Annotated in this window: 28 protein-coding genes and 2 pseudogenes; 13 read left to right on the top strand and 17 right to left on the bottom strand. The window is 44.8% G+C overall.

All coding sequences use genetic code 11. The annotated features are described in order from the left end of the window. Position 1: 1 nt before the first annotated feature. Complete coding sequence (locus F6K51_RS00575; protein WP_293017334.1) at positions 2–1,345, bottom strand: ribulose bisphosphate carboxylase small subunit; 1,344 nt, start codon at positions 1,343–1,345, stop codon at positions 2–4. A gap of 83 nt (positions 1,346–1,428) precedes the next feature. Beyond that, positions 1,429–1,683 (bottom strand): hypothetical protein, encoded by a 255-nt coding sequence (locus F6K51_RS00570; RefSeq protein ID WP_293017333.1) that lies wholly within the window; start codon positions 1,681–1,683, stop codon positions 1,429–1,431. Positions 1,684–2,040: 357 nt separating this feature from the next. Here F6K51_RS00570 and F6K51_RS00565 point away from each other — a divergent pair, with 357 nt between their 5' ends. Both F6K51_RS00565 and F6K51_RS00560 read left to right on the top strand, forming a co-directional pair. Further along, complete coding sequence (locus tag F6K51_RS00565; protein WP_293017332.1) at positions 2,041–2,244, top strand: hypothetical protein; 204 nt, start codon at positions 2,041–2,043, stop codon at positions 2,242–2,244. A 60-nt stretch (positions 2,245–2,304) separates the two neighbouring features. Continuing rightward, on the top strand, positions 2,305–4,233 hold the full coding sequence (locus F6K51_RS00560) for a polysaccharide biosynthesis tyrosine autokinase (RefSeq protein ID WP_293017331.1): 1,929 nt from the start codon (positions 2,305–2,307) through the stop codon (positions 4,231–4,233). Between the two features lie 204 nt (positions 4,234–4,437). Here F6K51_RS00560 and F6K51_RS00555 read toward each other — a convergent pair whose 3' ends face one another. Then, positions 4,438–4,764, bottom strand: a complete 327-nt coding sequence (locus F6K51_RS00555; protein WP_293017330.1) for a DUF5615 family PIN-like protein — start codon at positions 4,762–4,764, stop codon at positions 4,438–4,440. Then, entirely contained in the window at positions 4,748–4,972 is a 225-nt protein-coding gene (locus F6K51_RS00550) for a DUF433 domain-containing protein (RefSeq protein WP_075900924.1), read from the bottom strand. The genes F6K51_RS00555 and F6K51_RS00550 overlap by 17 nt, the downstream gene beginning before the upstream one ends. Positions 4,973–5,061: 89 nt before the next feature. Between F6K51_RS00550 and F6K51_RS00545 the strand changes: the two genes are divergently transcribed. The 3 genes from F6K51_RS00545 (at position 5,062) to F6K51_RS00535 (ending at position 6,769) form a co-directional block, all read left to right on the top strand. After that, the gene (locus tag F6K51_RS00545) at positions 5,062–5,340 is read left to right on the top strand and encodes a hypothetical protein (protein ID WP_293017328.1); all 279 of its coding nucleotides are present in this window, start codon (positions 5,062–5,064) and stop codon (positions 5,338–5,340) included. Positions 5,341–5,593: 253 nt separating this feature from the next. Further along, positions 5,594–5,923: a hypothetical protein gene (locus F6K51_RS00540; RefSeq protein WP_293017327.1), complete on the top strand. Its 330-nt coding sequence runs from the start codon at positions 5,594–5,596 to the stop codon at positions 5,921–5,923. Positions 5,924–6,175: 252 nt separating this feature from the next. Continuing rightward, positions 6,176–6,769 (top strand): hypothetical protein, encoded by a 594-nt coding sequence (locus F6K51_RS00535; protein WP_293017326.1) that lies wholly within the window; start codon positions 6,176–6,178, stop codon positions 6,767–6,769. A 436-nt stretch (positions 6,770–7,205) separates the two neighbouring features. Here F6K51_RS00535 and F6K51_RS00530 read toward each other — a convergent pair whose 3' ends face one another. Next, positions 7,206–7,460, bottom strand: a complete 255-nt coding sequence (locus tag F6K51_RS00530) for a hypothetical protein (RefSeq protein WP_293017325.1) — start codon at positions 7,458–7,460, stop codon at positions 7,206–7,208. Between the two features lie 23 nt (positions 7,461–7,483). Next, positions 7,484–8,194: a hypothetical protein gene (locus tag F6K51_RS00525; RefSeq protein WP_293017324.1), complete on the bottom strand. Its 711-nt coding sequence runs from the start codon at positions 8,192–8,194 to the stop codon at positions 7,484–7,486. A 77-nt stretch (positions 8,195–8,271) separates the two neighbouring features. Here F6K51_RS00525 and F6K51_RS38265 point away from each other — a divergent pair. Beyond that, positions 8,272–8,538: pseudogene (locus F6K51_RS38265) on the top strand (restriction endonuclease); the annotation flags it as partial. A 352-nt stretch (positions 8,539–8,890) separates the two neighbouring features. Here the strand turns inward: F6K51_RS38265 and F6K51_RS00520 are convergent. The 3 genes from F6K51_RS00520 to F6K51_RS00510 form a co-directional block, all read right to left on the bottom strand. Continuing rightward, positions 8,891–9,043 carry a hypothetical protein gene (locus F6K51_RS00520; RefSeq protein WP_293017323.1) on the bottom strand — a complete coding sequence of 51 codons (153 nt, stop codon included), beginning with the start codon at positions 9,041–9,043 and terminating at the stop codon, positions 8,891–8,893. A 272-nt stretch (positions 9,044–9,315) separates the two neighbouring features. Further along, entirely contained in the window at positions 9,316–10,527 is a 1,212-nt protein-coding gene (locus F6K51_RS00515; protein WP_293017322.1) for an aspartate aminotransferase, read from the bottom strand. A 451-nt stretch (positions 10,528–10,978) separates the two neighbouring features. Beyond that, positions 10,979–12,163, bottom strand: a complete 1,185-nt coding sequence (locus F6K51_RS00510) for an iron-containing alcohol dehydrogenase family protein (protein ID WP_293017321.1) — start codon at positions 12,161–12,163, stop codon at positions 10,979–10,981. 156 nt (positions 12,164–12,319) lie between these two features. Here F6K51_RS00510 and F6K51_RS00505 point away from each other — a divergent pair, with 156 nt between their 5' ends. Next, positions 12,320–12,451, top strand: coding sequence for a hypothetical protein (locus F6K51_RS00505; RefSeq protein ID WP_293017320.1), 132 nt, complete (start codon positions 12,320–12,322; stop codon positions 12,449–12,451). A gap of 1 nt (position 12,452) precedes the next feature. Here the strand turns inward: F6K51_RS00505 and F6K51_RS00500 are convergent, their stop codons facing one another. From F6K51_RS00500 to F6K51_RS00470, 6 genes are all read right to left on the bottom strand, one after another. Further along, complete coding sequence (locus F6K51_RS00500; RefSeq protein ID WP_293017319.1) at positions 12,453–13,247, bottom strand: lysozyme; 795 nt, start codon at positions 13,245–13,247, stop codon at positions 12,453–12,455. A gap of 946 nt (positions 13,248–14,193) precedes the next feature. Further along, on the bottom strand, positions 14,194–15,105 hold the full coding sequence (murI, locus tag F6K51_RS00495; protein ID WP_293017318.1) for a glutamate racemase: 912 nt from the start codon (positions 15,103–15,105) through the stop codon (positions 14,194–14,196). A gap of 130 nt (positions 15,106–15,235) precedes the next feature. After that, positions 15,236–17,146, bottom strand: coding sequence for an N-acetylmuramoyl-L-alanine amidase (locus F6K51_RS00490; RefSeq protein WP_293017317.1), 1,911 nt, complete (start codon positions 17,144–17,146; stop codon positions 15,236–15,238). Between the two features lie 448 nt (positions 17,147–17,594). Then, entirely contained in the window at positions 17,595–19,016 is a 1,422-nt protein-coding gene (locus F6K51_RS00485; RefSeq protein WP_293017316.1) for a cation:proton antiporter, read from the bottom strand. A gap of 999 nt (positions 19,017–20,015) precedes the next feature. After that, positions 20,016–20,288 (bottom strand): hypothetical protein, encoded by a 273-nt coding sequence (locus tag F6K51_RS00475; RefSeq protein ID WP_293017314.1) that lies wholly within the window; start codon positions 20,286–20,288, stop codon positions 20,016–20,018. Further along, positions 20,288–20,584: a transposase gene (locus tag F6K51_RS00470; RefSeq protein ID WP_293017313.1), complete on the bottom strand. Its 297-nt coding sequence runs from the start codon at positions 20,582–20,584 to the stop codon at positions 20,288–20,290. The genes F6K51_RS00475 and F6K51_RS00470 overlap by 1 nt, the downstream gene beginning before the upstream one ends. 261 nt (positions 20,585–20,845) lie before the next feature. Here F6K51_RS00470 and F6K51_RS00465 point away from each other — a divergent pair. The 4 genes and pseudogenes from F6K51_RS00465 to F6K51_RS00450 form a co-directional block, all read left to right on the top strand. Further along, positions 20,846–20,988, top strand: a pseudogene (locus tag F6K51_RS00465) (ISAs1 family transposase); the annotation flags it as partial. A gap of 184 nt (positions 20,989–21,172) precedes the next feature. Then, entirely contained in the window at positions 21,173–21,802 is a 630-nt protein-coding gene (locus tag F6K51_RS00460) for a peroxidase family protein (RefSeq protein WP_293017312.1), read from the top strand. 276 nt (positions 21,803–22,078) lie between these two features. Beyond that, positions 22,079–22,483 carry a hypothetical protein gene (locus F6K51_RS00455; RefSeq protein ID WP_293017311.1) on the top strand — a complete coding sequence of 135 codons (405 nt, stop codon included), beginning with the start codon at positions 22,079–22,081 and terminating at the stop codon, positions 22,481–22,483. A 69-nt stretch (positions 22,484–22,552) separates the two neighbouring features. Then, entirely contained in the window at positions 22,553–23,176 is a 624-nt protein-coding gene (locus tag F6K51_RS00450; RefSeq protein WP_293017310.1) for a hypothetical protein, read from the top strand. Between the two features lie 123 nt (positions 23,177–23,299). Here F6K51_RS00450 and F6K51_RS00445 read toward each other — a convergent pair whose 3' ends face one another. Then, on the bottom strand, positions 23,300–23,422 hold the full coding sequence (locus F6K51_RS00445; protein ID WP_293017309.1) for a hypothetical protein: 123 nt from the start codon (positions 23,420–23,422) through the stop codon (positions 23,300–23,302). 571 nt (positions 23,423–23,993) lie between these two features. Here F6K51_RS00445 and F6K51_RS00440 point away from each other — a divergent pair. Further along, the gene (locus F6K51_RS00440; protein WP_293017308.1) at positions 23,994–24,191 is read left to right on the top strand and encodes a hypothetical protein; all 198 of its coding nucleotides are present in this window, start codon (positions 23,994–23,996) and stop codon (positions 24,189–24,191) included. A 323-nt stretch (positions 24,192–24,514) separates the two neighbouring features. On the opposite strand, the gene F6K51_RS00435 is transcribed toward F6K51_RS00440, so the two are convergent. Beyond that, a complete protein-coding gene (locus F6K51_RS00435) occupies positions 24,515–24,739 on the bottom strand; it encodes a hypothetical protein (protein ID WP_293017307.1) in 225 nt (74 codons plus the stop codon). On the opposite strand from F6K51_RS00435, the gene F6K51_RS00430 reads away from it, so the two are divergent. After that, a complete protein-coding gene (locus tag F6K51_RS00430; RefSeq protein ID WP_293017306.1) occupies positions 24,739–24,882 on the top strand; it encodes a hypothetical protein in 144 nt (47 codons plus the stop codon). The genes F6K51_RS00435 and F6K51_RS00430 overlap by 1 nt on opposite strands. The last annotated feature ends 1,078 nt before the right edge of the window (positions 24,883–25,960 follow it).

Raw genomic sequence — 25,960 nt, 5'->3', positions numbered from 1 at the left:
CTCAAGGGCGTTGAATAATCTTTTCCAGAACCCGCCGCTTGGCTTTGGTGTCGATACCAATTAGGCGCACATACTCACCCTTATGCTCCCCTAAGCGTTCTGTCAAAGCAGCGATCGCTTCCGATACATTGTTTTCTGGTAATGGATTCCCACTTTTCCAAGCATTATGCTTAACCCGACGCTCATTGCCGTATTCTAGGGTAAGGCGGTAACCTTGAGCCAAAAGCTCTCCAATCTGGTTTTGGGTTTCTAGATCTAATCCTAGATCTAATGGCATTTTGCTACCGTTGTGCTGTCTTGTCTCAGAGTGATTTAACCCGTTCGTGACTTTAGGGCTAGTTGACTCACTGATGACTGGATTGGATACAGGTGCCTTGTGGTTTGCTTGAGGTTGGTCAGGGGTTGGGATATTATAATTAGTATTTCTAGTATTTGTATTAGTTGCTTGGCTCGTCAGGGAGGGGACTTGATTGTACTCCCTAGCTAGTCCGCTGAGTTCCAACCGTTGCTGTTCAGCTTTAATCAGTTCTCCAAACTCAATTAAGCGGGAGATGCTAAAGTTTGGTGTTTCAAATTTGGGCGGTCCTTGCTTACTGTTGACTACACGAGAAGAAACTCGGTCTATACCAATATCGTAAATAAACTTACGGATTTGTTCATCGTAAATACGCGATCGCAAAGCACTGAAGAAATCAATCGCTTGATTGTCGAAGGTATCAATCAGTTGTTCAATCTCCCCGGTAGAGAGTCCATCTTCGTGAAAGATACCACTAACAATACCAATCCGGTCCTCTCGGTTGGGCTCCCAGTAGAATTTCGCCATCCGACCATCCCGAGTCAAGGGCGCATAGAGAGTAGAAAAATCATTACCAGTGACAATAATCGGTACTCGGTGGATCGGTTGTGAGTCATAACTCCCTGGAAGTTGGACATTGGTGGGATTATCAGCAATGTTCATCAAAGTACCATGCACCAGCTGGGTATTTACCGTATATTGGGTGCGTTCATCGAACCGTCCCGCCCCAGCATCCAAGTCATTGATCATCAGCACACACATCTTACCCTTGACTCGGATCATTTCAGCGGTTTCTCGGTAGCGCAAGCGGATCAGACGGGCTGGATCCCCAGCATCTGGGCTTTCTAGCTCACCAGAAGACATATGAACCGCTTCAATGCCCATGCGCTCGAACACAAGCTCACACTGAAAGGACTTACCCTCCCCCTTCCGTCCATGAATTCCCAGAATTAGAGGCACACGGACATGGGGTATATCAAGGAAGTTTTTAGTGATGTGAACCGCCAGTTTATCGATAAACCGGGGAGAAATGTAATAGTGCTGGGACATACAAACAGGTGCTATGGTGATAATCTCGTCAAATCCGGCAATTTTTTAGCCTATTGGAAATACTATTACAGTTTGTTGAAGGTTTAATCGGGTTGTTCGCGTAGCGTGGCCTTTGGCCAAGGTTGAAGGTTGAAGGTTGGAAGGTTGAAGGTTGAAGGTTGGCGGGTTGAAGGTTGAAGGTTGGCGGGTTGAAGGTTGAAGGGTGAAGGTTGAAGGTTGGCGGGTTGAAGGTTGAAGGTTGAACGCGATCGCGTGGCCTTTTGGCCAAGGTTATTTGGTTGTTCCCCTGAGGCGTCCGAAGTAGGGTCGGTTGACAGTTGACAGCGAACAGCCAACATTCAACCATCAACCCGATTAACCCTTCAAGCATCAACCCAATTAACCTTTCAACCATCCAACCATCAAGCCGATTAACCCTTCAACCAGCCAACCATCAACCATCACCCTTCAACCTTGGCCAATAGGCCACGCTACGCGAACAAGCTTCAACCTTTAACTCGATTAACCCGATTAAACCTTCAACCTTCAACATTCAACCTTCAACCAGCCAACATTCAACCCGATTAAACCTTCAACCTTCAACCTTCAACAACAAACAGTAATCAAATTGGCGTATTGGCACAATTGAGACTATTGGCTGGGCTAGGATATCCCTAAATAAGCATCAGGTACTTAAATTTTTTCTTGAGCTATTTATGGAATCTCCTGAATCCTCAAGGTTTGAACAATATTGGTGGATCCTGAAGCGACGTTGGCTACCAGCTTCCGGTATTTTTGTATCAGTTTCTGTGATTATGTCTTTGGTGGCATCATTCCAAAAGCCGGTATATGTAGCCCAAGGATTGCTGTTATTTAAGCGGCTTAATACGACGTCTTCAGTCACCGAGGTAGGTAAATAAATCGGTATTTTACAACCTCTGGTAGACCAAAGTAATCCTCTAGATACAGAAGCCAACATCATGATGTCTGAGCCTCTGGCTCAAAAGACAATCACCGCACTAAATCTTAAAGATAATCAGGGTAAACCTTTAGCAATTAAATACTTTTTACACAATGTCAGTGTAACCAATATCCGGAAAACTGATCTTCTAGAAGTGTCTTACCAATCTCAAGACCCTAAAGAAGCAGCAGCAGTTGTTAATCAACTAATGAGTATTTATTTAGAAAATCACTTAGATTTTCAACGGACTGAAGCTGTAGCTGCTCGGAAGTTTATTGAGAAACAGTTACCTCAAGCAGAAGCTACTGTTAGTAAAACAGAAGCAGCTTTGCGTCAGTTCAAACAAGAGAATGAAGTGATATCCTTAGACGCAGAAGCTCGCTCAGCTATCGAAGTCCTGACAGATTTGCAAAAAGAAATTGCTCAAAATCAGTCTAAAATGGCTGATGTCAATGCCCAGTACGAATCGCTCCAACAACGATTGGGCATGAACTCCAAGCAAGCGATCGCTCTAACGGCTCTCAAGCAGTCTCCTGAGGTGCAGGAGGCACTCCAAGAATTGCGCCAAGTGGAAGTCGAACTGGCTCTTGAGCGTAACCGTTTCCAACCCACCCATCCCACAATTGCTAACTTAGAAAGTAAGGTAGCCAGCCTAAAAGGTATCCTAAACCAACGAGTTAAACAGGTTTCTAAGGCTAAGCCGAAACCTGCTAGCCAGCTTTTTCAACTCGGAGAGTTACAACAAGACCTGACTAAAGAGCTAGTAGAATTAGAAGCAGCTCGTTTAGGTTTGGCTAATCAGACAAAAGCCTTAGTCAATGCTCAAACCGCTTACCGAAAAAGACTTAACGATCTCCCTAGACTGGAACAACAGCAGCGCGAGTTAGAACGCCAACTTGATGTGTCCCAATCCACCTATTCTCTGTTGCTAAATAAGCTTGGAGAAATTCATGTAGCGGAAAATCAAAACATGGGTAATGCCCGCATTATTGCAGGGGATCAGGTGCCGATGATTCCGATTTCATCTGCTAAAATAGCCTATATTGCTGCTTGTTTTCAGGGACTGTTGGCCACCGCAGCAATTATTTATATTTTAGAAACCAGAGATAAATCTCTGAAAACGATTAAAGACGTTAAGCAATTATTTAAATTTACCTTGCTGGGTGTGATTACCCACTTTAGTAAATCTCAATTATTAAATCCATCACAGGAAGTTTTAGATCCATTTACGCCCCAAGTTATTGTTCGGAATACCCCTCGGTCTCCCATCAGTGAATCCTATCGGATGCTGCAAGCAAATCTCAAGTTTTTGAGTTCAGATAAAGCTCTCAAAGCGGTGACTGTGACTAGCTCCTTACCTCAAGAAGGTAAGTCAACGGTGTCTGCTAATTTAGCAGCAGTGATTGCTCAGCGAGGAAGTAAGGTATTGCTAATTGATGCTGATCTCCATAAGCCTGTTCAACATCGAATCTGGGATTTATCGAATGAAGTGGGCTTGAGCAATATGCTTGTTAATCAAGTTAAATTAGGGGATGCCATTAAACCAGTGAGCGAGACTCTGGATGTCCTGACCTCTGGAGTAGTACCTCCTAATCCAGCAGTGCTTCTGGATTCCGAGCGCATGGCTTCATTGATTAACCATGTTGCTAGTCGTTACGACTTTGTGATTATTGATACCCCTTCTTTAAACGTTGCTGCTGATGCTCCTATCCTAGGAAAAATGACCGATGGTGTGCTGTTAGTTTCCCGACCTGGAGTGGTCGATTCCGGTAGTGCTGCTTTCGCCAAGGGACTTTTGGAGCAGTCTGGTCAGACTGTTCTGGGCTTAGTCGTTAATGGCGTGATTCCTGATAATGAGCCTAACAGTTATTACTATTTTTCTCAGGAATACATTTCAGATGAGAGCGTTGCTCTTAATAGAATACTTGATGTTGCTAGTTATGAGTAATTAGATCATATAGCAAAGGGAGTCGGGAGTCGGGAGTCGGGAGTCGGGAGTCGGGAGTCGGGAGTCGGGAGTAGAGAGGACGATTGGGTGCATCTCCTAAAAGCTGTTTGACCTGATGGTGCGTTACGGGGCGGGCTGTTTCAACCAGGAACGAAGAGGCGGAAAATCAGGGCTAGCCCGCCCCTAACGCACCCTACGCAACTTTCAAGAACTTTTAACTTCAATCACTTCCCCCGGAGCAATTGTATTCAGAACGTTACGAACATCTGGTATCAGAGGAACTAAATCAGGGAGCCTATTGCTAGGTGCCACAAGAACAATGACTGCTACTCCAGCTTGCTGCAAGTTTTGCTGATAACGCAAATTTTGATCTGTAGTGAGTAGAACCGTGAAACCCTCCTGAATCATGAGCCGCAGCAACTCACCGTTCTTTTTTCCTGACCATCCCATCTCGACAACTGTGCGTATCTCGTAATCAGCAAGTTCGCGCTTTAAAGGTCGTGGGGCGCACTCATCAAGCAGGATTCGCATAGGCTGTCAGCATTTCCTTTGCCAATTCAAGGGCTGCGATCGCATGCTCACGGCTAACACTGGGAAAATGCTCTAAGAATTCGTCGAGTGGATCCCCTGCTTTGAGATAATCGAGCAAAGTTTTTATTGGCACACGAGTTCCAACAAAAACAGGGGTTCCTCCCAGGATGTCAGGGTCGCTATGAATAACACGGGCTGCGGTTTTCATGTCCGTTATTCCGTATACTAGGAGTTTCTCTAATTTTAGCCTACCGCTAACTGCTCCGAACTTATTTAATCTGAATTGATATCCTCATCTTGTTTGCTGGCAATGGTGATAGCCTGCTAACTGGCGGTGATGACGCCGATCAGTTTTGGATTGCGGCGGCGGCTTTTCCCAGCACTGCTAACACCATTACTGACTTTGAGTTGGATGTTGATGTACTGGTGATGAGCGGTCTAGGGGTCACCTTTGAAGATATTGCGATCGCTCAAAATCAGGATAATATTTTAACCAGTACTTTAGGTCAAGACTTGGCTGTTCTGAAGGAAGTTCAGGGCAGTGCTCTTGAGAGCGATAATTTTCTTTTCCTGTAAACAAAAAAAAGAACGGGAGGTAGTATTTTCCGGAATCCTGATTCCTTGACTGTAGTTTACAGTAGGACGCGAGGCAACATTCACGCTAACCATAAGTAGACAGCGTAAAGTGGTTGGTGTAAACCTGTTATTAGCTTGGTTCGTCGTTGATTCAATAATTCCCTATTTCCACTGATGTCGCTACTCAGTTTGGAAGGAATACTGGTGAAAATTAGAGCAATTCTCTAAACTAAACATATTGAGGAATAGTGATATGGATGAAGTGGTTAGAAAGGTTGCTGCACTAGGCTTACCTGGTGTGATACTTCTGATTGCGATGGCAACAACGGGATTCACTGGAGCAGCAGCGATCACAGCGGCTTTGGCAATGTTAGGTCCATTCGGAATGATCGGAGGCATTGCTTTCCTTGGGGTGGTGGGAATAGCTGCTGATGGCTTATCGAAATTCGGACTTGAAGCGTTACTGGTTGGAATATATAAACAGCGCCAACAAGAAGGAGAATCTAAAGCATCTCTCTGTAAAGAGATTGAACGGTTAATGGTTTCTGCTGATTTGAAACGCAAACTCAAAGAAGAATTATAGACTGTTTCTAAAGTAAATATTATTGGTGGGTTACGGGGGACAGCTCTGTTAACAGGTGAGCTTTTAAAGTCCTCGCCGCCTAACCCACCCTACGTGGCTGATTTAAGCAAAGTTTAACAAACAGTCTCTTAGGTATTTCAAAATAAGATGCGTTTCCACTGTTATTTCCACTGATTTCGTTACTCAGTTTGGAGGGAATACTGGTGAACATTATATCAACTTTATAAGCTAACAATATTGAGGTATAGTGATATGGATGAAGTGGTTAGAAAGGTTGCTGCACTAGGCTTACCTGGTGTGATACTTCTGATTGCTATGGCAACAACGGGATTTACTGGAGCAGCAGCGATCACAGCGGCTTTGGCAATGTTAGGTCCATTCGGAATGATCGGAGGCATTGCTTTCCTTGGGGTGGTGGGAATAGCTGCTGATGGCTTATCGAAATTCGGACTTGAAGCGTTACTGGTTGGAATATATAAACAGCGCCAACAAGAAGGAGAATCTAAAGCATCTCTCTGTAAAGAGATTGAACGGTTAATGGTTTCTCGTGATTTGAAACGCAAACTCAAAGAAGAAGTGAATAATGGTAAATCTTCGGTTGAGGATAGGCGGGCATCGAAGTCATCATCTTATGATAATATAGGTAAAAATAAATATAAAGGTGATTTAAAACGCAAAGTCAAAGCAGAAGTTAATAATGGTAAATCTTCGGTTGAGGATAGCCGTGCATCGAAACAGGATATTGATGAACAGTTAGATGCAATTGATAACATGAATGGGAGGGAGTTTGAAGAATATCTGGCTAAATTATTTAAGCAACTGGGCTACCAAGTGAGTAGCACCTGACTGCCTGACACATCTTGGAAAATGGCAGTCATCAAGGGGTGCAGTGCTTCGAGCGAATACGAGTAAACCAGATTCGGTCGTAGTAATGCTGCTCAGCCTTCAAAGAAGCAAAGCTTGGTTGCGGGTCGCGGGGTAACTTGAACACAGGGGTTAACAATTGGCGTCCAATGTTCGTGAACCCCCTTGAGCCAGCGTAGACCTATTTTGAGATAACTGATGCCTCGCCGCCAATGGGGATTGACCTTTGGTCACGCTACGCGAACAACTTGTTGACGCAAGCGGTGCAAGTTGTACGGCCAGACAAAGAGTAGTGCTGTTTTGGAGAGCTACAGCGGCCACTAAGTATAAGCGTTCGAGAGCTTCGGGGGAGTTAATCCGAGAATCTTCCAGTTCATTTGCTCCTGATTTGCTACCCTTGAAACAACTCTTCGACTCCTTACCGCTCTGTGTATTGCCACAAGGAAATCAAAGTAGGAGATTCATCAGTAATAACTGCCCAGGGTTCTTTGACACCTTTGACAGTAGCCAGTACCAAGTTACAATGATACAAACCATCTTCCCACAAGCCTACATTGTGATAGAATGCCGCTTCTCCTAAGGTCGGCCAAAGATAACTCAATTCAAGGGGATAGCGGCGGGGGCCATGGAGCAGTAAATCACGCTCGGAGCCGTAGGCAGTAATGCCAACCACTGGCTTGCAACCAACTCATCAGGTTATGATTGGCTTGCGCCTCGATCCGCTAACAGCATCACATCGGGGTGATACGTTACGAACCACCGGGCTTTCCGCAACAGTGGTTTGTACTCCCGGAACTTTACAGTGGCGCTGCTATGTTCTAGCACCCGCCAGAACAGAGGCACTGCTCGACCACAACAAATTACACATAAATGAATCATACAGTAGCGATTCCATAATACTGTGGTGTCTAAGGCTAAATAGAGACGATGATTTTGCCAGCCTCTCAAGGCTACCAGTACCAAAGGTACATAGAGCGCTTCTACCCTAATTCGGTTGTTGACAAGAAATCTACTCCAACGACGTTCCACACTCTGAGCTTTTTGGGCGCGGCATTGAACGTAAGGCTCCCAAGCGGGTAAGCTAAGCTGACCACTACAGATCAGGCCGCTAACCATCCAGGCTTCGACTTTGAGGTGACGCAAATCGCAGTAGTTACTATATTGACGCAGGAGGTCCAATAGTTGACTATAGAGACGGGTAGAGTTTGACATCAGAAAAGGCTGTTTTTGTAGTAACTCTAGCTTCTCATGCCACTCTACCCTTTTTGACTCAAAACCTTGTCCCCAGCACCAAGGGTGCTCCGGCAAACAGTTGAAGATCTCGATAGCCCTTGGATTGTCGGTAGCGATTCGGGCAAAGCCCGACGCTACGCGAACACCAACGAATCCTAGTCCGAGTGCGGGCATAAGCTGAGCTTTTAAAGATCCCGTTCTTGTAGGCTTTCGAGCACTTCTGTCAGGCAGTCAGGAGTAGCACTAAGGCAAGTGGGGATTATGGAGCCGATCTGGTAATTCAAAAAGGGGAGATCAAGGCTGTTGTTCAAGCCAAGAGACAACAAGGTAGCGTAGGGATTAAGGCCATTCAGGAAGTAACAGGGGCAATTGGCTATTATCAGGCGAACCTGGGACTAGTTATCACTAATAGTAAGTTTACAGAAAATGCCAAAGAACTGGCAGCTAGTAATCAAATTGAGCTTTTTGAGAGGGATGATTTGAAAAAATTAATTAAAAAAGTATATAGTGCAGGGTAAACCCATTTAATTTTTTTAATATTATATATAATAAAAACGTAAGCATATGCGCTACGCGCAGGCTACGCCAACAGCATATGCGCTACGCGCACGCTACGGGAACAGCTAATGCTTACCTTGCTTTTGCTTAAGGGAGTATGTTCACAATTCAAATAAAAAAGTTATATCATGTCAGGATAATTACCCTTAATAAAAATCTCCCCCATCTCCCCATATTCCCCTCCTGGGAGGGGTTAGGGGTGGGTTCCCATCTCCCCATCTCCCCATCTCCCCATCTCCCCACACTCTCCATTAATTATGGGTATTCAACCAGACTTGATATTACTTGTGTACTGGACAACGAGAGGTTGCCTTAATCCTCTTTAACCTGTTGCTCAATCATGACTAATTCAGCAACAGCATTACCAGTACTTGTTGCCATCCACAAAAAAGCGATCGCGTAGCGTGGCCAAAGGCCAATCGCTACCCCTGTCCGAAAGCTATTGTTCTTCACGATTACGTTCACACCCCAGCAGACTCTTTATAAAAATTGGTGTTCAAGTATATTACCTGAAGGGGTGACCAAGATTGGCAGTTGCGGGAAGTAATATTGTAAACATTGATGGGAAGATGGGGAGATGGGGAGAGAGTCAATTGAGGCAATTGCAAGTTGTCAACCGATGCTACCAGATTTGATATAATCCCCCCAACAGTTCTTGAGTTCACTTACCTGCACCTACTTACAACCTGCAACCTGCAACCTGCAACCTCGAACCTGCAACCTACAACCTCGAACCTTCAACCTTCAACCTTTACCATTGATTGGGCTTGGTAGCGGATATTAGCTTGTTTCAACCGATTGAGGGCTTCACCCAAGCGATCGCATTCCGCAATCAAACTAATCCGCACATACCCTTCACCCCCGATACCAAAAGCATTTCCTGGGGTGAGGACTACTCCAGTTTGCTGCAAAACATTCAGAGCAAAATCCGTTGAACCTACCCCTACTGGGCAAGGAACCCACAGATACATAGTTGCCTTGGATTTAGGAATCTGCCAACCCAACTCTGCCAAACCCTCAATCATGAAATCTCGGCGGCGGCGGTAACGGTTTTGGACGTCTTGAAGGTAAACATCTGACAGTTGCAAGGCCGCTTCAGCAGCAGTTTGTAAGGCAGCAAAGATGCCATAGTCCAGATTAGTTTTTAAGGTACGCAACCCTTGAATAATGCGGCTATTCCCCACTACAAAGCCAACGCGCCAGCCAGCCATATTATAAGTTTTCGATAGGGTATGGAATTCTACCCCAATATCTTTAGCGCCAGTAATTTCCAGCAAACTAGTAGGCTGATAGCCATCAAATGCTAATTCGGCGTAACATAAGTCATGTACCAGCAGAATTGAGTACCGACGGGCAAACGCAACAATTTCTTCAAAAAACTCCCTTGGGGCGGTAGCGGTGGTTGGATTACTTGGATAGTTAAAATAGAGGATCTTAGCTCGTTGGGCAACCTGATCCGGAATCGCCCCTAAATCAATCAGCCAATCATTTTCCGGTTTCAAAACCAAACTGTGAATTTCCCCCCCAGCAATCAACGGACCCCGGAAGTGTACTGGATAAGCAGGAGAAGGTACTAAAATCAAATCTCCCGGATTCACATAGGCTAAGGCTAGGTGAGCTAGTCCTTCCTTAGACCCTAACAGAGGTAAAGCTTCACTGTCTGGGTCTAGCTCCACATCATAGCGGCGGTGATACCAATTCGTAATTGCCCGACGGAAACTAGCAGTCCCCTCAAACGGAGGATAACCGTGGTTAGCGGGATTTTTTAAGGCTGCGATCGCTGCTTCGATCACCGGCTGGGGTGCTGAACCATCAGGATTACCCATCCCTAAGTCTATCAAATCTAGCCCTTGCTCACGGGCTCTTGCTTTTAATTCATCTAAACGAGCAAATACGTAGGGAGGGAGTGCGCTTAGTCGTTGTGCTGGGGTAATCAAATCTACCATCATCAGTGTCAGGTTTAGAAGTTAGCCGGTTGAAGGTCAAGATCTATAATTTTTGACTTTGGCCAAAAGGCCACGCGATGAAGCGAAGCTTCCGCTAAAAGCGATCGCGAACGAGTTGAGAGCCAGAGTATGGGAAAATGCTAGTAATATTAAAGGTTATCAGGTTTGAGCTCAAAATCTGCAACCGGCAACCTTCAAAATTTTTGAATTAAGAATTAAGAATTAAGAATTAAGAATTAATTCTGCATTCTGACAGACAACCTACCCTACACCGAATACGGGGCGAACAACCGGCAACCGGCAACCTGACAAGGTGGAACCTACACTACACCGAATACGGGGCGAACAACATTGTTGAATGAAGAATGTGTAATTCTTCATTCTTCATTCTTCATTCTTCATTCTTCATTCTTCATTCTTCATTCTTCATTCTTCATTCTTCATTCTTCATTCTTCATTCTGACAGACAACCTTGGCCTTTGGCCACGCTACGCGAACAACCTTCAACCGCTGGCAAACTTAACTCCTTACGACTCCCCTCAACTAGGACCCTAGTAGAAACCATTGCTGCCATCAGCTGTTCTGGAAGCACCTTAAACGGTAGCCGATGAATATCAGAATTTTCCCCACAGGCAATCTCAGCTGCTTTCTGTAACTGAGCCAAGGTAATCGACCCCAATCCCAGGTCTTGGAGAGTTTGGGGCAAACCAAGCTCTCCATAAAACTTCAGCAACTGTTGCCGTGCTGATGCTGCCAGTTGGTTCCCCTGAAGCATTTGTTCCAAACGCAGCTGCACCAAAATGCCATAAGCCACCTTTTCACCATGTAAAGAATCGTGAGCTGCTGGTATATGAGTTAAACCATTATGTACAGCATGGGCAGCAACAGTACGACATCGAGCTCCACCCAAGCCCCCAATCACACCAGCCAGTAAAACTGTTGCATCAACAACTTCCCGCCACACTTCACTACCAGGTTGGGTTAGAGCATCAACGGACTTTTGGAACAAAATATCTCGCAATACCCTTGCCTGTTGGACAGCGGCAATAATTAGAGTATCTGTAGCGCTACCACTACTAACTGAAGCTTCGTACCACTTCGCTAAGGCATCACCAATCCCAGCAACTAGGGTACGTTGGGGCGCTGTCTGAATCAAGCTGTAATCAAGTACCAATAAATCTGGGCAACGGTCAAGTCCAACATCATACAGGAAAGCCCCTTGGTCAGAATAGATATTAGATAGAGCTGTCCAAGCGGCACAGGTAGCAGCAGAGGTGGGTACAGTGACTACAGGTAACTGGCACTGGTGCGCTAGGATTTTAGCAATATCCAACGCCTTACCACCACCAATCCCAATAATTAAGTCAGATTGATGAGCAGCAACGGCTTCTGAGAGTTTAGCTAAAGACTTCTCACTACAATCAGGACTGTAGGATGCGCATTCATAACTTAGTTGATGCTGTTCCAAAACTGATTCCAGTGATGAGGCTAGGGTAGCCAGAGTATGCTGGCCTCCTACAATCAAAGGACGATTTCCCAGCCGTGCGATCGCATTTCCTGAGTCTTCCAAGGAGCAACGCACTACTTGAGTCGGTGCCACGTTTAGGGAAAGCAAGGAGGTAGGTGCTTGTTTGGTCATGCCTGTAGCCCAAATAAACTTTTGGTTTAGTAAGGTGAGTAATGACCTTACTGGGTGATAGGTCTTTTATTATACATTTTGCCAAACTTAGAGGGGTTAGGGATTAGGTCTAGCCTTGGCTGACAACCTTAAACCTGCAACCTTTAACCTTCAACCTTGGCCAAAAGGCCACGCAATCGCGTTCAACCTTCAACCTTTAAACCTTTAAACCTGCAACCTGCAACCTGCAACCTTCAACCTTTAACATTTAACCTTGGCCAAAAGGCCACGCAATCGCGTTCAATTTGACTTAGCTCAGAAACAGTTTACGCTCCGCTTCTCTGCGTTTGCTCAAGCCTAATAGGACTCGACCACCACCCTTGTTCCAACGAAGAAACTCATTGGCCGCCCCTTGAACATCACCCTGATTCAACTTACGTAACAATGTAGAGCGCCTAAACGCTGTTGGTCCTATATTGAACACAAAGCTAACTAGAGCAGAGAATTGATTATCAGTCAGTGATACTTTGACAAGATTACTCACCGTAGATTCAGAACTTTCTAAATCTTGTCTGAGCAATTTTTCCGCTTGCTCAACAGTGATGATATCTCCTATGCGAACACCAGCTGTATGACCCCATCCAATAGTAGGAATTCCCACCGGATCGATATAAGCTTCTACTCTGCCATCGGGGCACCTTTTATGGAGTCCTTCAAACTCTTTAACCAGATCTAAACCAGCTTGGTTAATATTTCGATCGGTACCTGGGGGCAACTCTGGTGTTACTTTATTGATGATAGCATCAAAGTAAAACTGAGCCGTTTGAGGACCAATAATTCCTCTGACAGCTCCAGTATTCCCAAGTTTGTTAGCATCTTTAAACTTATTGACTCCTGCCTCAGACAAGTCCAAGCCGCATTCTTTACACAGTTCAATAAAATTTTCTAAAATTATAGGGCTAATAACGTCTTCTACCTCCAATTCCATTAATTCTTGGAGTTTACTAACCTGAGGCACTGGCAGGTTGACTATAATGTCAAGTGCATAGCGTTCTTCTACAGAAAGGCTATCGGTGTTGATGTCTTTAATAGTTAGAGCTGACATAGTTAGATGACTTATAAAATAAACGTAACGTTATTGGCGATAAAATCTGCTTTACTAATTATTCTATCCCTAATTTTTATTGGTAAAGGTTAAGGGTAAATTAGTAATTCGCAATTGGTAATGGGTCAAAATAAGCGACAAACCAGATTTTAAGATACAAGAGTCTCCCAGGAAAAAAATCCCATGAGTTGACTCTGTTTCTTGACTAAGCTCATAGCTGACTGCTTACTCAACCACTAGGGTTTTGAGTTACTAAGTTAGTCTTCAGCGTGAGTTTTCGCTTTTACGTTAATTGTGATAAGTTTGAAACAAAAATTTACAAAACGAGTAATTCCCCTTTCCCGTCTCTTGGTGCGCGTTCCCGTGGGCGACAGATTATTAAGGGTAATTATCCGGAGATGATATGACAAGCCGAGCCAAACCTTGATTTAGCTTGATTTAGATCTAGGGTGAGTTAAAGGGGTTAAAGTGATCGAAAAAATTGCGAAAAATTAATCTTGATAATAACTAACTTAGGTGAAGTCGCCTGTGAGCAAGGACTTCACCTAAGAGAAATGGGATGCGGTGACAATTGCCTCCACAACCAAATTTATAGTGAAAAAAATCGGTCTATTATCAGAGTGGGAGAGTTTGAGAGGGAAAAGAATACCCCGTCCTATTAGGTCTTAAAGTTACCGTAAGGATAGTGGAGCCTTTATGGTTAGTCGGCTATTCATAAAAGGGTTAAAACTTTTTGATTAAGGCTCCACTATCCTAAGGTTTCGTCTCTGAGGATGAATTTTTACTCTCAAATAGTGTTAATATAAAAAGTAAGGGTCTCAAAAACTGGGTATTGACCCTACTCAGCTACCGACCGTGCGGGGGAAAGTTACGCCCAGGTCGATAACAGCCAATTAGGTTGTGCAAAGGATACCCCATTCCTGCGACGGATGGGGAAGTTCAATGGTCAATCTACCGATTCTAAAGGTGCGCTTGACCTTGGCGAATTAAATTCGCCAGAGGTCGCACCTAAAGGTATTGTAGGGATTGACACCTGTGGTAGGTGTATTTTTTCAACTGTTGGAGTGTAACCCAGCCATTGTAGGGACTGTTGGGCAAACTGTTGAGGACAACCGCTGACCCCAAAGCGAGTTGGTCTTGCCTCACCAGTATTCTTCCCTCCAATTAAATCCAGTTCTTGAGCAGCAGCAGCAACAACGTATTTCGCTGGGTCTACCAATTTAACGTCTGGGGGTAATATTTCCCGCAGGATCGGTTCTAGATGGGGATAATGAGTACAGCCATAAACTAGGGTATCGATTTGGGCTGCTAGCAAAGGTTCTAGGTACTGCCGTGCTATCGCTTTAGTGTAGGGTTCGCACAAGCGATTTTGCTCCACTAATGGCACAAACTCCGGACAACCCACTTGCCATACCTGAGCAGTTGGTTCAACCTCCAAAATAGCATTTCGATAAGCATTGCTGGCAGCCGTAGCTGGTGTAGCAATCACCCCAACGCGACGACCTTGGTGGACTGCCGCACGGGCACCCGGTAGAATCAGCCCCAGAATTGGGATGTCAAACTCACTACGCAGAGTTTCCAATGCCAGAGCCGAACTGGTATTGCAGGCCATCACCACCATTTTGACCTCCTGTCGCACCATCCAGCTGAGAATCTCGAAGCCGAACTGCACGATTTCATCCGCAGACCTGGTACCGTAGGGTAGCCGTGCTGTGTCAGCAAAGTAAATAATTGATTCGGATGGTAGTTGTTTGTATAGTTCCCTCAGAACAGTCAGACCCCCCACACCACTGTCGAAAATCCCGATGGGACGACTCTGGGGTTGAGTTCGAGAGATCAAAATTGGGTTATTGATCATTGGTTAAGAATTGGCACCTACCCACCCAGGGGCAAGAAACAGATTACTTGGGTTCGCTCAAAACAAGAAAATCGTTAGATTATAGGTTAACAATTATCAATTAAGAATTGACACAATATTAGAACTCAACTTAGGTCAACCGATTTTGCCGAATATATAGGAGGATGCCACGAGCGATCGCTCTAGCCATCTGGCTGCGATAGGCGGCAGTTTTCAGTTTAGCTGAGTCTTCATAGCCGGTTAGAAAACCAACTTCTACCAAAACTGCTGGCATGGAGGTTTTCCTGAGCACATAAAACCTCGCCCGTCGGGTACGTCGGTCACTAACATCCACGCTCCGCAAGATAGTGTAGTGGATGGTTTGGGCAAGACTCTGACCAGTAGAGTAGTAGTAAGTCTCTAATCCATTCACATCCGGTCGCTTACCCCCGATAGCATTGGCGTGGATGCTTACAAATAAATCAGCATCAGTCCGTTCTGCCACTTGAACTCGTCCATTCAGACTGATGAATCGGTCATCTGAGCGAGTCATGACAACCTGAATCCCCTGTTTTTCCAACAGCGCTTCCACCTGTCGGGAAATCGACAAATTAACATCCTTCTCTTGTATACCCCCAAGCCCAATAGCACCAGGGTCTTTGCCACCGTGTCCGGCATCAATGACCACTACCAGGCGCTCTTTGGGAACCCGACGTCTGGGAATTGGTGGGCGAGTCCGGTTAGGCGGTGGCACAGGAATCGAGTTAGGCGGTGGCACAGGAATCGAGCGGGGGGGTATCCTGGTTGGCCTGCGTGATATCAATGGTCTCAGTTGCAGAGCCAACAGCTGATCATTGAGCTGATTGAGGCTACCAATCCGGGTCCCGTTTGATGGCTGTACCAAAATCAGCACCGTGTTTTTGTCCTCCTGTCGCACCATCACTTCTGATACGGGACTAGTGCTATTAAGTTGAGGGCCACTGAACTTCTCAGCTAGTTTGGCATTCGGTATAGTAATTTGGTAAGCCTTTGAACGAGGATCCCATTTGCTAGTGGCTCTGACCCGTTGGTTAGCTTTAATCAACAGCTGAGTCTGATTGCTAGCCAATTCCACTGACCCAATGGTGGCTAACTTACCGGTATTAGCCGAGCCACGGGATTGAATCGGTTTCGTTGGCACTTTGGATGTTGGTCCATTATCTAACCTTTGAGCCGGGACACCCCTAGGGAAAATCAACACCCCCCCCAATCTTTCACTGAACGATGCTAGCCAATCAGGGCTGTCACTATCCACATTCAGGGTCATCCGGACAATCGGTGGGGACTCTTTTTTCTTTTCAAACTCGATTTTGCTAACCCCGTAGCGATTTACCTCCAAATCTTCCCCTAACAGACTCTCGGCAATCGTAACCCCTTCTAGGTCGATGTTAATGCGGCGGTTATTGCGACTTCGTTCGATTTGAATGATGGGTTTCCCACCATCGGTACTGACAAAAAATCCATTTCTATTGATCTGAAAGCCTTGTCGGCGAATCCCCGGATTGGATCTCGGAATAGTTGGATTGGATCTCGGAATAGTTGGCCGTGGTGGAGGGGATTGAGTGCGGGTCGGTGGCTCAGCCGGTGGTATAGATGGCGGTGCTGGGTTAGGCAGAACCGGCAGTGACCCTCGATAAGGCTGAGGTAATTGTACAGTCCACTGATTGGGGCTAATACCCCGAAATTTTACCTGCTGGGGGTCTATAGTGTAACCAGGAGCCAATTCAACCACAATCCGAGTGGTTTGTCTCTCAAATTGACCCACTCGCACTTCTCGAATCGCCCCGCTTAGACGCTGATTTGTTGATGGACCTCCGACGTTAATTCCTGGTAAATCAATGACTAACCGGGTAGGATTAGAAATGAGTTGGGCTGTGGGTTGTACACCCACATCAGTCGTAAATTCCAGGCGATTCTGATTGCGATCATATTGCCAAAATAGTAGTTCACGGGCTTGAGCCGCCAATGAAAATAGAGAAAATGTCAAAGAGCTGGAGAGTAGCAGTAGCCAGCGAAACCTCACAATTCTTACTCCTGTATCATGTATCTTAGGTAATTGGTTATAGCAATTGGTTATAGCAATTGGTTATACCAGCTGTTAGCGGTTAAGTATTAGACCCCAACAGCTGCCTAGAGTAGGCTATAGTTAACCGCTAATCCCTAACCGCTCACGATGAATACCCCTAATTAATAGCCCAGTCAAGCAATGTCTAGTCTGTCAGATGAATCAGATGAATCAGATTAATCTGATTAAAACCGTTAACAGACTCGGACGTAGAGTAGCTTGGTTAAGTTTCAAGAGTTTCAGTATACACGGGTTGCTCTGAATCGAAAATTTGGTTTTAGTTAACACACTTAGCTTTGTCAAATCTTAAAGCATACACAATCAACTAAATTGAACAGGATTCTTCAAGAATCCTGCATCAATAATTGTCTTTAATCAGCCAGCTCAGATACCATTAGAACAAGTCTCAAGACTCTCCAGCTGTTTCCACCTGCTCAGATGGCTCTTGAAAGACCAACCGCAACAAAGGCGGAGCAATAAAAGTCGTTAAGATAACCATCATGATAATCGCTGCTTCAGTTGCTTCTGAAAGAGCACCACTTGCTGAACCAACACCAGCAAAGACTAGCCCCACTTCACCTCTGGGAATCATGCCAACTCCAATAGCCAGACGGTTAATTCCTGATTGACCAAAGACTGTCAATCCTGTGATCACCTTACCAAGAATTGCAACCACAATCAGGAAAGTTGCCAAGATCAAACCCTCGCGATTACTGGGAACTGCTGGGTTAAGCACACTCAAATCAGTTTTGGCTCCCACTGTAACAAAGAAGATCGGCACAAGTATATCTGCCACTGGTAGGACCTGTTCTTCCAATTCTCGACGCTTATCCGTCTCTGCCAAGACTAGCCCAGCAGCAAAGGCTCCCAAAATGGCTTCTAATTGGATAGCTGTGGCAATATAGGACAAGACAAAGGCAAAAATGAGTGCTGTCAGTAATACCTGACCTCGTGTTTTCATTTCCTTGACCAAGGCAACGAAATACGGACCGAGGAAGCGACCGATTAGAATTGCTCCAACTAGGAAGACACCAGCACTAATAATCAAATAGATCACATTAGTGATCACGACTTCCCCAGTTTTTGCCAAACTAGCCACTACAGCCAGGACGATAATTCCTAAGACATCATCGAGTACAGCAGCACCAATGATAATTTGCCCTTCTTTAGAACTGAGCTGTCCAATTTCTGCTAGGACTTTAGCGGTAATCCCGATACTAGTGGCAGTTAGGGCAGCACCAGCGAAAATAGCAGGGACAGCAGAAATATGAAATAGGTAAGCTAAACCAGCAGTACCAGCAGCAAAGGGAACAACCACCCCAACTACAGCTACCACAGCGGCCTGCGGACCAACACGGATCAGTTCTTTGAGGTCAGACTCTAGTCCAATTTCAAATAACAAGATGATCACGCCGAGTTCCGCCAAGACGGAAATCACCTCGCTAGTAGACTGAAATACTGAGTTGGTAGCTTCTGGGGTTAGACCAGCGGTAGTTTGGAGAAAGGTCATCATTACGGAATTGCTAGCCGCACTGCCCCCTTCTGGGAAAACTAGCAGATTTAGGGCAGAAACCCCGACAACTACACCACCGACCAATTCCCCTAATACCGGTGGTAAGTTAATCCGAGCACAAATTTCGCCTCCGAGTTTACTGGCGAAGTAGATCACCACTAGACTCAATAGCACTCCTGCAAGAACCAGTGACCCGTTTTCTGCTTCATTAGCAGTGGCTTCAGTTGCTGTTGCCAATAGGGATGGGAGAGGGTGTTCAGGGGGGAGGAATGGTATGGGGGTGAGGAGATTCACCCAGGCAGTTATATCAGCCATGTAGTTGCGAATAAATCATTCATTATACTTTACAAAAATTATGGCAACCCTTGAGCCTCTCAGGTCTAATCAGGGGCTCAAACTAAGCTAGTACTGTGTCAATTTAGTTTTGAGGGTTAGGTGTTAGGTGTTAGGTATTAGGTGACAAGTTAAACAAAAATGCCGTTTGTCAAGCCTTGATTAATAAATATTTATAAAACCTTGGCCAAAAGGCCACGCTACGCGAACAATTGCTTTCTGTAATTAGGATAGGGGTATTTAGCTCCATGGCGTAAGTATGAAGAACAGTTTTTGCCCTAGGTATTGATGATAATGCTTACGCTAGTCTAACTCATGGCTAAGGACCCTTCCCCCGGCAGTAGCGGATCGTCTCTGACAAATTAAGATTTGGAAGCGCTGTAGCATAGTGATCAACTGAAGAACACAGGGCAGGGGAAAAAGCTGATGGCACACTCACACGGGAGAATGCGGGAGCGTGGTAGCCCCGCGATTTTAATCCGGGTCAGAAGTTACAGCAGTCGAAGCCTAGTTTAGGACAGTCACTTTTCCTCAAACCTATCCGGGAGGAAACGCGACACGGCAGTGCGAGCAATCCCTCGCACTGCCGTGAAAAGTGTATAATAATGAAGTGAGTAAGGACAGACGCCTACGTGACGAAGCGACTCTAGTACCGGAGAAATACCGACCCTGGCCAAAAGGCCACGCTACGCGAACAAAGATGGCATTGCGTTAATCCTCAGGTGCGCTTTCCGTTCGCCGTAGGCGACGCTTTCGGCAAAGCCGACGCTGCGCGAACGCGAACGGCCAATTAAATTCGCCACGGGTCGCACCTCTTGGATCTTTCCATCCACGAATTCGTTCTTTCGATTCCCCACCAAGCTTTGACTGGTACAAACCCACTTTTACCTTCTTTTTCCTTCTGAGCTTTGGATGGTTTCGCCGAAAGCTTAAATCTAATTTTGGTCATAATCTGAGGATAAATTTTCTCTAATTCCTGTGTCAGCTTTTCATCGGTGATATCCGCCGGTCTTGTAAGATGGTAATCTTGGCAATATTGACGGGTTTAGATTTGAAGTAATCAATGTGGTTAGACAACATTTCAATTAATCCCACATCGTCAGACACCGAGGCTTTGGTACAGTGACTAAAAAAAGGGAAACCCAAGGTATCTACTGCTAGATGTCTTTCATTAGTAGCTTTGTAAAAACAAAATCCTTTGGAAGAGATGCTGGCATTGCAGGTGTTTTTCACTGCTTGGGAGTCGATAATCATCAGGGTTGTCCATTGCCCTTTTTTTTTACTTGCTCACGTACTCGACGATGTAGGATGTCCCTAATTTCTTCGATTACTCCTTGCGTACGCCACTGTTTGTAGTACCAAAACACTGTGGAATAGGGAGGTAAGTCTTTAGGTAAATCACACCAATTACAACCATTCTTGAGTTGGTACAAGATACCATCTAATATCTGCCTCTTACTCCACAATGGTTGTCTAGTTTGCTTCTTTTTGGGCAACAGAGGCTCGATTATTTCCCATTCAAGATCACCTCGACTAATTGAGTACGGCATTTTTTCCCTATTTTACTCCATTACTGAGATCTCAAATGGGTTCTATACAAAACCGATCACCCATAAAGGCGACCCTCTCTTACGGTAACTTCAAAGGCAGTAACTCTTGCTCAAATAGACTTCGATTTGTACAAACAGTCCCAGTGGTCTGGATTACAGACCATTGTAATGGTTATTCGCACCCGCCATCATAGGAACAAGACTACCCGTGAGGTGATGTTTTACCTCACTTCTTTACCACCCCTCAACACGTCGGGCTTAGCAATCCGACAACACTGGTCCATTGAAAACCAACTCCACGCTCGTATTAGATGTCACCTTTGGGGAGGATGCGACGCGGATTCGTACAGGGCATGCACCACAGAATATGGATTTACTCAAGCGCGCTTAGTCTCAATCTACTCAATCTTGAAACGAGTTATAAACGCAGTACTCGTCAAAAAGTCAAACGAGCCAGTATGGTACCAAGGTATATGCTTAAGGTTTTAAAAGCTTCAATTCCCCTACAGTCTAACTTATCTGAGGCATAATTTTTCGCCGCTGTACCCTGCAGCGTTTACCAATCAGAAGTGGTATCGCCAGAATTGGATGACAGTGGAATTTAGTTTGGTATATCGTTGGCACAGTGCCCTTCCCGAGACTCTGACCTATGACAGTAAGCAAATTCCGATGGTGGATAGCCTCTGGAATAATGAGATGCTGATCAATAAAGGCTTGGGACCATTGTTTGAGGAGACCTGTTCCCAACCAGGCACCAAAATTGGTTTGTTCAACACGGCAGAATTCCTGATACCTGTTGAATTGAAAAGTATCGACTTAGGTCGTCAAGCTCAACTGGCTAGCTACAATGATTACCGGGAAATGTGTCAGTTTCCTCGGGTGACTGATTTCGATCAGATCACAGCTGATGAAGATACTCAAAGGGAACTAAAACGGTTATACGGTGATGTCAACAAGATTGAATTCTATGTGGGACTCTATGCTGAGGATGTGCCACCAAATGCAGCAGTAGGTGCCCTGGTTACCCGAATGATAGCAATTGATGGGTTTTCCCAAGCATTGACCAATCCCCTGTTGGCAGAAAATATCTTCAACGAAGAAACCTTTTCCCCCGTCGGTTGGGAAGTAATACAAAACACAAATACTCTCTCAGATGTGGTAAACCGCAATACTCAACAGCCGGATAAAAGCTATAAAGTAACATTTGACAATCCGTAAGCAAGGCATCGGGTATTGTCAAAGAAAAATTAAAGTAAAAATTCCAGCTCTCTGATTGATAAATCACCATTTATTTCAGTAAAAGTTGAGTCTCAATCGCCAGCTATCTGCTCACTTAATTTGACAGTAACCGAATCAAATCTGCTGCTATACTAACGGAGTTTTTATCACCACAACTTACTGATTTTTTTCTCTAAAAAAATAACCATGAAGCTATTTACATAATATCCCGAAAAGGACGAACAAAACTATTACAACCTTGTAGCAGAGCAAGTCATGATTCAGATGGATAAGCTTTACAAGGATGAGGAACGGGCTTTGCGAGACACCCATGCCAAAACCCACGCCTCGGTGGAGGGAAACCTAGAAATTTTTGATTTTGATGAACAGAGCATTAAAAGCGAACTGGCGAAACGAACTCGGCTTACTCAAAAGCAACTCAATGGGATTTCCCTCAAGCAAGGACTTTTTGCGACACCAAAACAATATCCTGTTCAGCTGCGATTTGCTAATGGGCGAACAAATGTTGAAAACGACTATGTCTCAGACACACGCTCAATGTCTGTGAAAGTGATTGGTGTTGAAGGAGAAAGTTTAGAACAAAGCTACGAGCCAAACACTCAAGATATTATTGTTCAAAATGCTAAGATCTTTTTTATCAAAACCATCAAATATTATTAGGAATTTTTTGGCTCCATAGTTGAGTCAGAGCAAGCTGCCCAAAAGTGGCTCAGGACTCATCCCAGGCAATTGCTAGCCCTAGCTAAAGTAACAGCTCGAACCCCAAAGAGTTTATTAACGGAACGGTATTGGAGTGGTTCTGCTTATGCCCTTGGACTCAAATCAGATTTTGATCAGTCTCAACCGGGCCTAGTTCCTGTTGAGTATCCCGCTGTGATCAAATATGCGTTTACCCCTGTTTCATGCCAGCCTCCCCATCAAAGCATGCGATATCAGTCCCGACCAGGTATTCCTAAACTTCCCTTCATCAATCGCGCCAAGGCTCTGGGATTGGATGAAAGTAAACCGGACAATTACTATCGAGATGAGCTGATCGAACAACTATCAAAAACCGATGCTCTTTATTGCTGGGACTTTGGTATCCAATTCCAAACCAACCCGAAAATGTCCATCGATGATGTCACAATTCGTTGGAGTGAGAAGAAATCACCATTTTTTACCGTTGGTCGCCTCACCGTCAAGCATCAGATCATCGATTTTGACAAACAATACGACTTTGCTGAAAACCTGCGATTTTCCCCGTGGAATGGCTTAGTGGTTCATCGTCCTGTGGGAGCTCTCAACCGGCTCCGTAATGTAGTTTATCCGATTGTGGCTAAGTATCGTTATCAAAAACGGGGACTTAACTACTAGTCTTTTAACCTTGCTCTGATGCTACATAGTTCATCTGTTCTGCAACTTTGACCTGCTCCCTCTCCTTCTCTATACACCCATTCGTCACAAGTTAAGGTTGTGTATCATTTGTCAATGGCTTAGTTACAAAATGTTACTGGTTGTAAAAGTGGTTGCTAATTCATGCTTTTGAGATTTTCCTAGTTTTGGCGATCGTGTTTCTTGGCAAGGCGATCGCCAGATACCCGCTCCCCAAACACAAGTCATTCAATCATCTGTCCTCAAAGGGTATAAATCGTCAATGCCAATCACAGCAGGTGCGACCCGTGGCGAATTTAATAATTAGATGCGGAAAGCGCACCTAAAGAGATTGAAGGTAAGGTAAAGATTAATTAACAATACCTTGACAAAATCTATTCTACCTTAACTTTTTGGCCTCATAAGGGGTGTAATCTAAAAAAAACCTTAAAAAGCTTGATTGGGAGATCGCATTAATCTATAGTTATAGCGGTTGATTAGTAGAGGCAAAAGTAATGATTTGTGAAGCTACTAAAGAAGTTCCCAGTGGTTTTATGCTCTGCCGGGAATCGAAGGCTTACCCAAAACAAAAATTCCCAGTTTCCACAAGGTAGCTCAAGCCGTCCTGCTCGTTGCGCCGAGCATAATATAGCAGTGAGCAGCACTATTGGTTAATGTTTTTTAGGGGTGTACAGCTCAGAGTGTAGTTCACCAAGTCAGCATCTTTCATGTTCACCTGTTTTTTGGGAGTTGGATTGGTGAAAAGTTATATAGATATTTTGCCCAGGTACGAATCGAGGACTTTTTTCCCGAACCTCTATTGGCAGCATCTAGCGCCTTTGATATTCCTATTTTATCTTCCTATTATAGCGGATTTAACCGGGAGCATGTCACTTATGCAGAAACATTAGTACGCTTATCTGGGGAATGGGGAATGGGGAATGGGGAATGGGGAATGGGGAATGGGGAATGGGGAATAGGTAATAGGGGGAGCATGGGGAGCCGGTCAATTTGGTGAGAACGCTTGAACTACAGTGTTTTCAGGGTTTTAATAGCGTACATGAGTTATTTTAGTACATTTGTTCTACGAATTTGACATGCTCCCAGCTTATTGTATTCAAAAGCTATTCGTAAAGTAGCGTGCCCATAGCCCATAAGCTAATAGCTGATAGCACCTCAAGTAGCATCTCAAGTAGCGCTAATCGCTGTTCGCTGACAGCTGAATACTTACATTTGAGCTTCCCCTGTCGAGACAACATTCACGTTGCGAAGACGCAAGGCCGATATGCAGATCGCTATCCATGGTATCTTCATCTAAATAAAGGCGAATCTGTGTCATGTTTAGGGTTTGGTTGCCTGATAATGTTGTTTGGCCAGTTCTTCATAGGCGGTTTGTTCGGCTGCGATATCTTCGTCTATTTCCTGACGGTTAGCATGATAATAAGTTAATGCGGCATAAATTTGAGTGATTGTTAGGTGATGTAATCGTCTCGCTATTTCATAGCGCGTTGTTACCTTGATTATATAGGCCAGCAATTCGGCGCACAGAGGTTCGAGTTCCTGCAATGACTGGACGATTACTATTGGCATCAGTACTGATCAGGCAAGCCAATGTCGGTAAGGGCTGCCAAGGGGTTTCTCCAATTGATTTAAGTGGTTTTTCCCTTATTTTAAACTATAGGGCCACGCTACGCGATCGCATTCGGTAGGGTAGGGTGTGCAAATTATGATAGTTTGGCAATTTAATTAGGAATCATGTCTATTTGCCCACCCGACAAGAGGCGATCGCCCTATCAGCGATCGCCCTATCAGCGGTCAGCGGTCAGCTATCAGCTAATGCGCTACGCGCACGCTGCTTGAGGTGCTATCAGCTAATGCGCTACGCGCACGCTGCTTGAGGTGCTATCAGCTAAGTAGTCGGACAAAACTAAAATTAACTCTTTAAATAGGGAGCAGGGACTTCGGAGCAGGGAGCAGAGGGACTTTTGGCAACTTTACACAAATTAATACAGTTAGGTTTATTTTTGTCCAGGTACTTATCAGCTATCATCTATCAGTTTAATGCTTAAATTTTTATCGTTCGCGTAGCGTGCGCCTCGGCGCAAATGGGATAATTGAATAGGTTTCAATTTGGAGCTAGGATGAATAGAATTTTTGGAATTTGTAGGGTGCGTTAGGCGGTTTTGTTGAGACGATTATATGAGATAACCAAGGGTTGAAGCCGTAACGCACCATGGGATTGGTTAAGAATGGTTTGGGTTCAATTTGTATACCGATGGTGCGTTACATTTCATTAACGCACCCTACAAGAGCTTATTCACTCTATTTTTGTATTTATTTCAGTATTAATAGATCCAAAATGACAGGTGTTTACCCTGTTTATGAGGTTTGAGCTGAGGTTTATGAGGTTTGAGCTGAGGTTTTATATGAGGTTTTATATGAGGTTTATGAGTTGAAAAATACTTTTAATTAGAGTTAACCTTTATAGTCAAGGAAGTAAACTTTCCTTTCTTGAATACAATTACGAGTTGTGATTATGATCAAAAAAACGTAAGCATATGCGCTACGCGCACGCTGCGCGAACAGCAGTCAGCACTCAGCAGTCAGCTTTATGACATAGGCCACAAGTCCTGTGACAACACTGCAGCATTATTCCAATGCTTACCGATTTTATTCAAAAGCTGTTCGGTGTAGCTTGCCCTATGCTCATAAGCACATCAAGTAGTGTGGCACAGGCTTTGGCCTTTGGCCACGCTGTGCGACACTACTTGATGTGACTGATTAGCA

The organism is Moorena sp. SIO3I8, from assembly GCF_010692325.1.
GTDB lineage: Bacteria > Cyanobacteriota > Cyanobacteriia > Cyanobacteriales > Coleofasciculaceae > Moorena.
This window is presented reverse-complemented; position numbering and strand designations above follow the sequence as displayed.

What these genes read in the sequence shown, in the direction of transcription:
- F6K51_RS00470 (WP_293017313.1), bottom strand. Translation starts at nt 20,584, where the DNA reads ATGCCGTACTCAATTAGTCGAGGTGATCTTGAATGGGAAATAATCGAG.
- F6K51_RS00475 (WP_293017314.1), bottom strand. Translation starts at nt 20,288, where the DNA reads ATGATTATCGACTCCCAAGCAGTGAAAAACACCTGCAATGCCAGCATC.
- F6K51_RS00510 (WP_293017321.1), bottom strand. Translation starts at nt 12,163, where the DNA reads ATGACCAAACAAGCACCTACCTCCTTGCTTTCCCTAAACGTGGCACCG.
- F6K51_RS00485 (WP_293017316.1), bottom strand. Translation starts at nt 19,016, where the DNA reads ATGGCTGATATAACTGCCTGGGTGAATCTCCTCACCCCCATACCATTC.
- murI (WP_293017318.1), bottom strand. Translation starts at nt 15,105, where the DNA reads ATGATCAATAACCCAATTTTGATCTCTCGAACTCAACCCCAGAGTCGT.
- F6K51_RS00525 (WP_293017324.1), bottom strand. Translation starts at nt 8,194, where the DNA reads ATGCCCGCACTCGGACTAGGATTCGTTGGTGTTCGCGTAGCGTCGGGC.
- F6K51_RS00565 (WP_293017332.1), top strand. Translation starts at nt 2,041, where the DNA reads ATGGAATCTCCTGAATCCTCAAGGTTTGAACAATATTGGTGGATCCTG.
- F6K51_RS00535 (WP_293017326.1), top strand. Translation starts at nt 6,176, where the DNA reads ATGGATGAAGTGGTTAGAAAGGTTGCTGCACTAGGCTTACCTGGTGTG.
- F6K51_RS00500 (WP_293017319.1), bottom strand. Translation starts at nt 13,247, where the DNA reads ATGTCAGCTCTAACTATTAAAGACATCAACACCGATAGCCTTTCTGTA.
- F6K51_RS00515 (WP_293017322.1), bottom strand. Translation starts at nt 10,527, where the DNA reads ATGATGGTAGATTTGATTACCCCAGCACAACGACTAAGCGCACTCCCT.
- F6K51_RS00560 (WP_293017331.1), top strand. Translation starts at nt 2,305, where the DNA reads ATGATGTCTGAGCCTCTGGCTCAAAAGACAATCACCGCACTAAATCTT.
- F6K51_RS00445 (WP_293017309.1), bottom strand. Translation starts at nt 23,422, where the DNA reads ATGACTTGTGTTTGGGGAGCGGGTATCTGGCGATCGCCTTGCCAAGAA.
- F6K51_RS00540 (WP_293017327.1), top strand. Translation starts at nt 5,594, where the DNA reads ATGGATGAAGTGGTTAGAAAGGTTGCTGCACTAGGCTTACCTGGTGTG.
- F6K51_RS00430 (WP_293017306.1), top strand. Translation starts at nt 24,739, where the DNA reads ATGACTGGACGATTACTATTGGCATCAGTACTGATCAGGCAAGCCAAT.
- F6K51_RS00460 (WP_293017312.1), top strand. Translation starts at nt 21,173, where the DNA reads ATGACAGTGGAATTTAGTTTGGTATATCGTTGGCACAGTGCCCTTCCC.
- F6K51_RS00575 (WP_293017334.1), bottom strand. Translation starts at nt 1,345, where the DNA reads ATGTCCCAGCACTATTACATTTCTCCCCGGTTTATCGATAAACTGGCG.
- F6K51_RS00570 (WP_293017333.1), bottom strand. Translation starts at nt 1,683, where the DNA reads ATGTTGGCTGTTCGCTGTCAACTGTCAACCGACCCTACTTCGGACGCC.
- F6K51_RS00555 (WP_293017330.1), bottom strand. Translation starts at nt 4,764, where the DNA reads ATGCGAATCCTGCTTGATGAGTGCGCCCCACGACCTTTAAAGCGCGAA.
- F6K51_RS00455 (WP_293017311.1), top strand. Translation starts at nt 22,079, where the DNA reads ATGATTCAGATGGATAAGCTTTACAAGGATGAGGAACGGGCTTTGCGA.
- F6K51_RS00550 (WP_075900924.1), bottom strand. Translation starts at nt 4,972, where the DNA reads ATGAAAACCGCAGCCCGTGTTATTCATAGCGACCCTGACATCCTGGGA.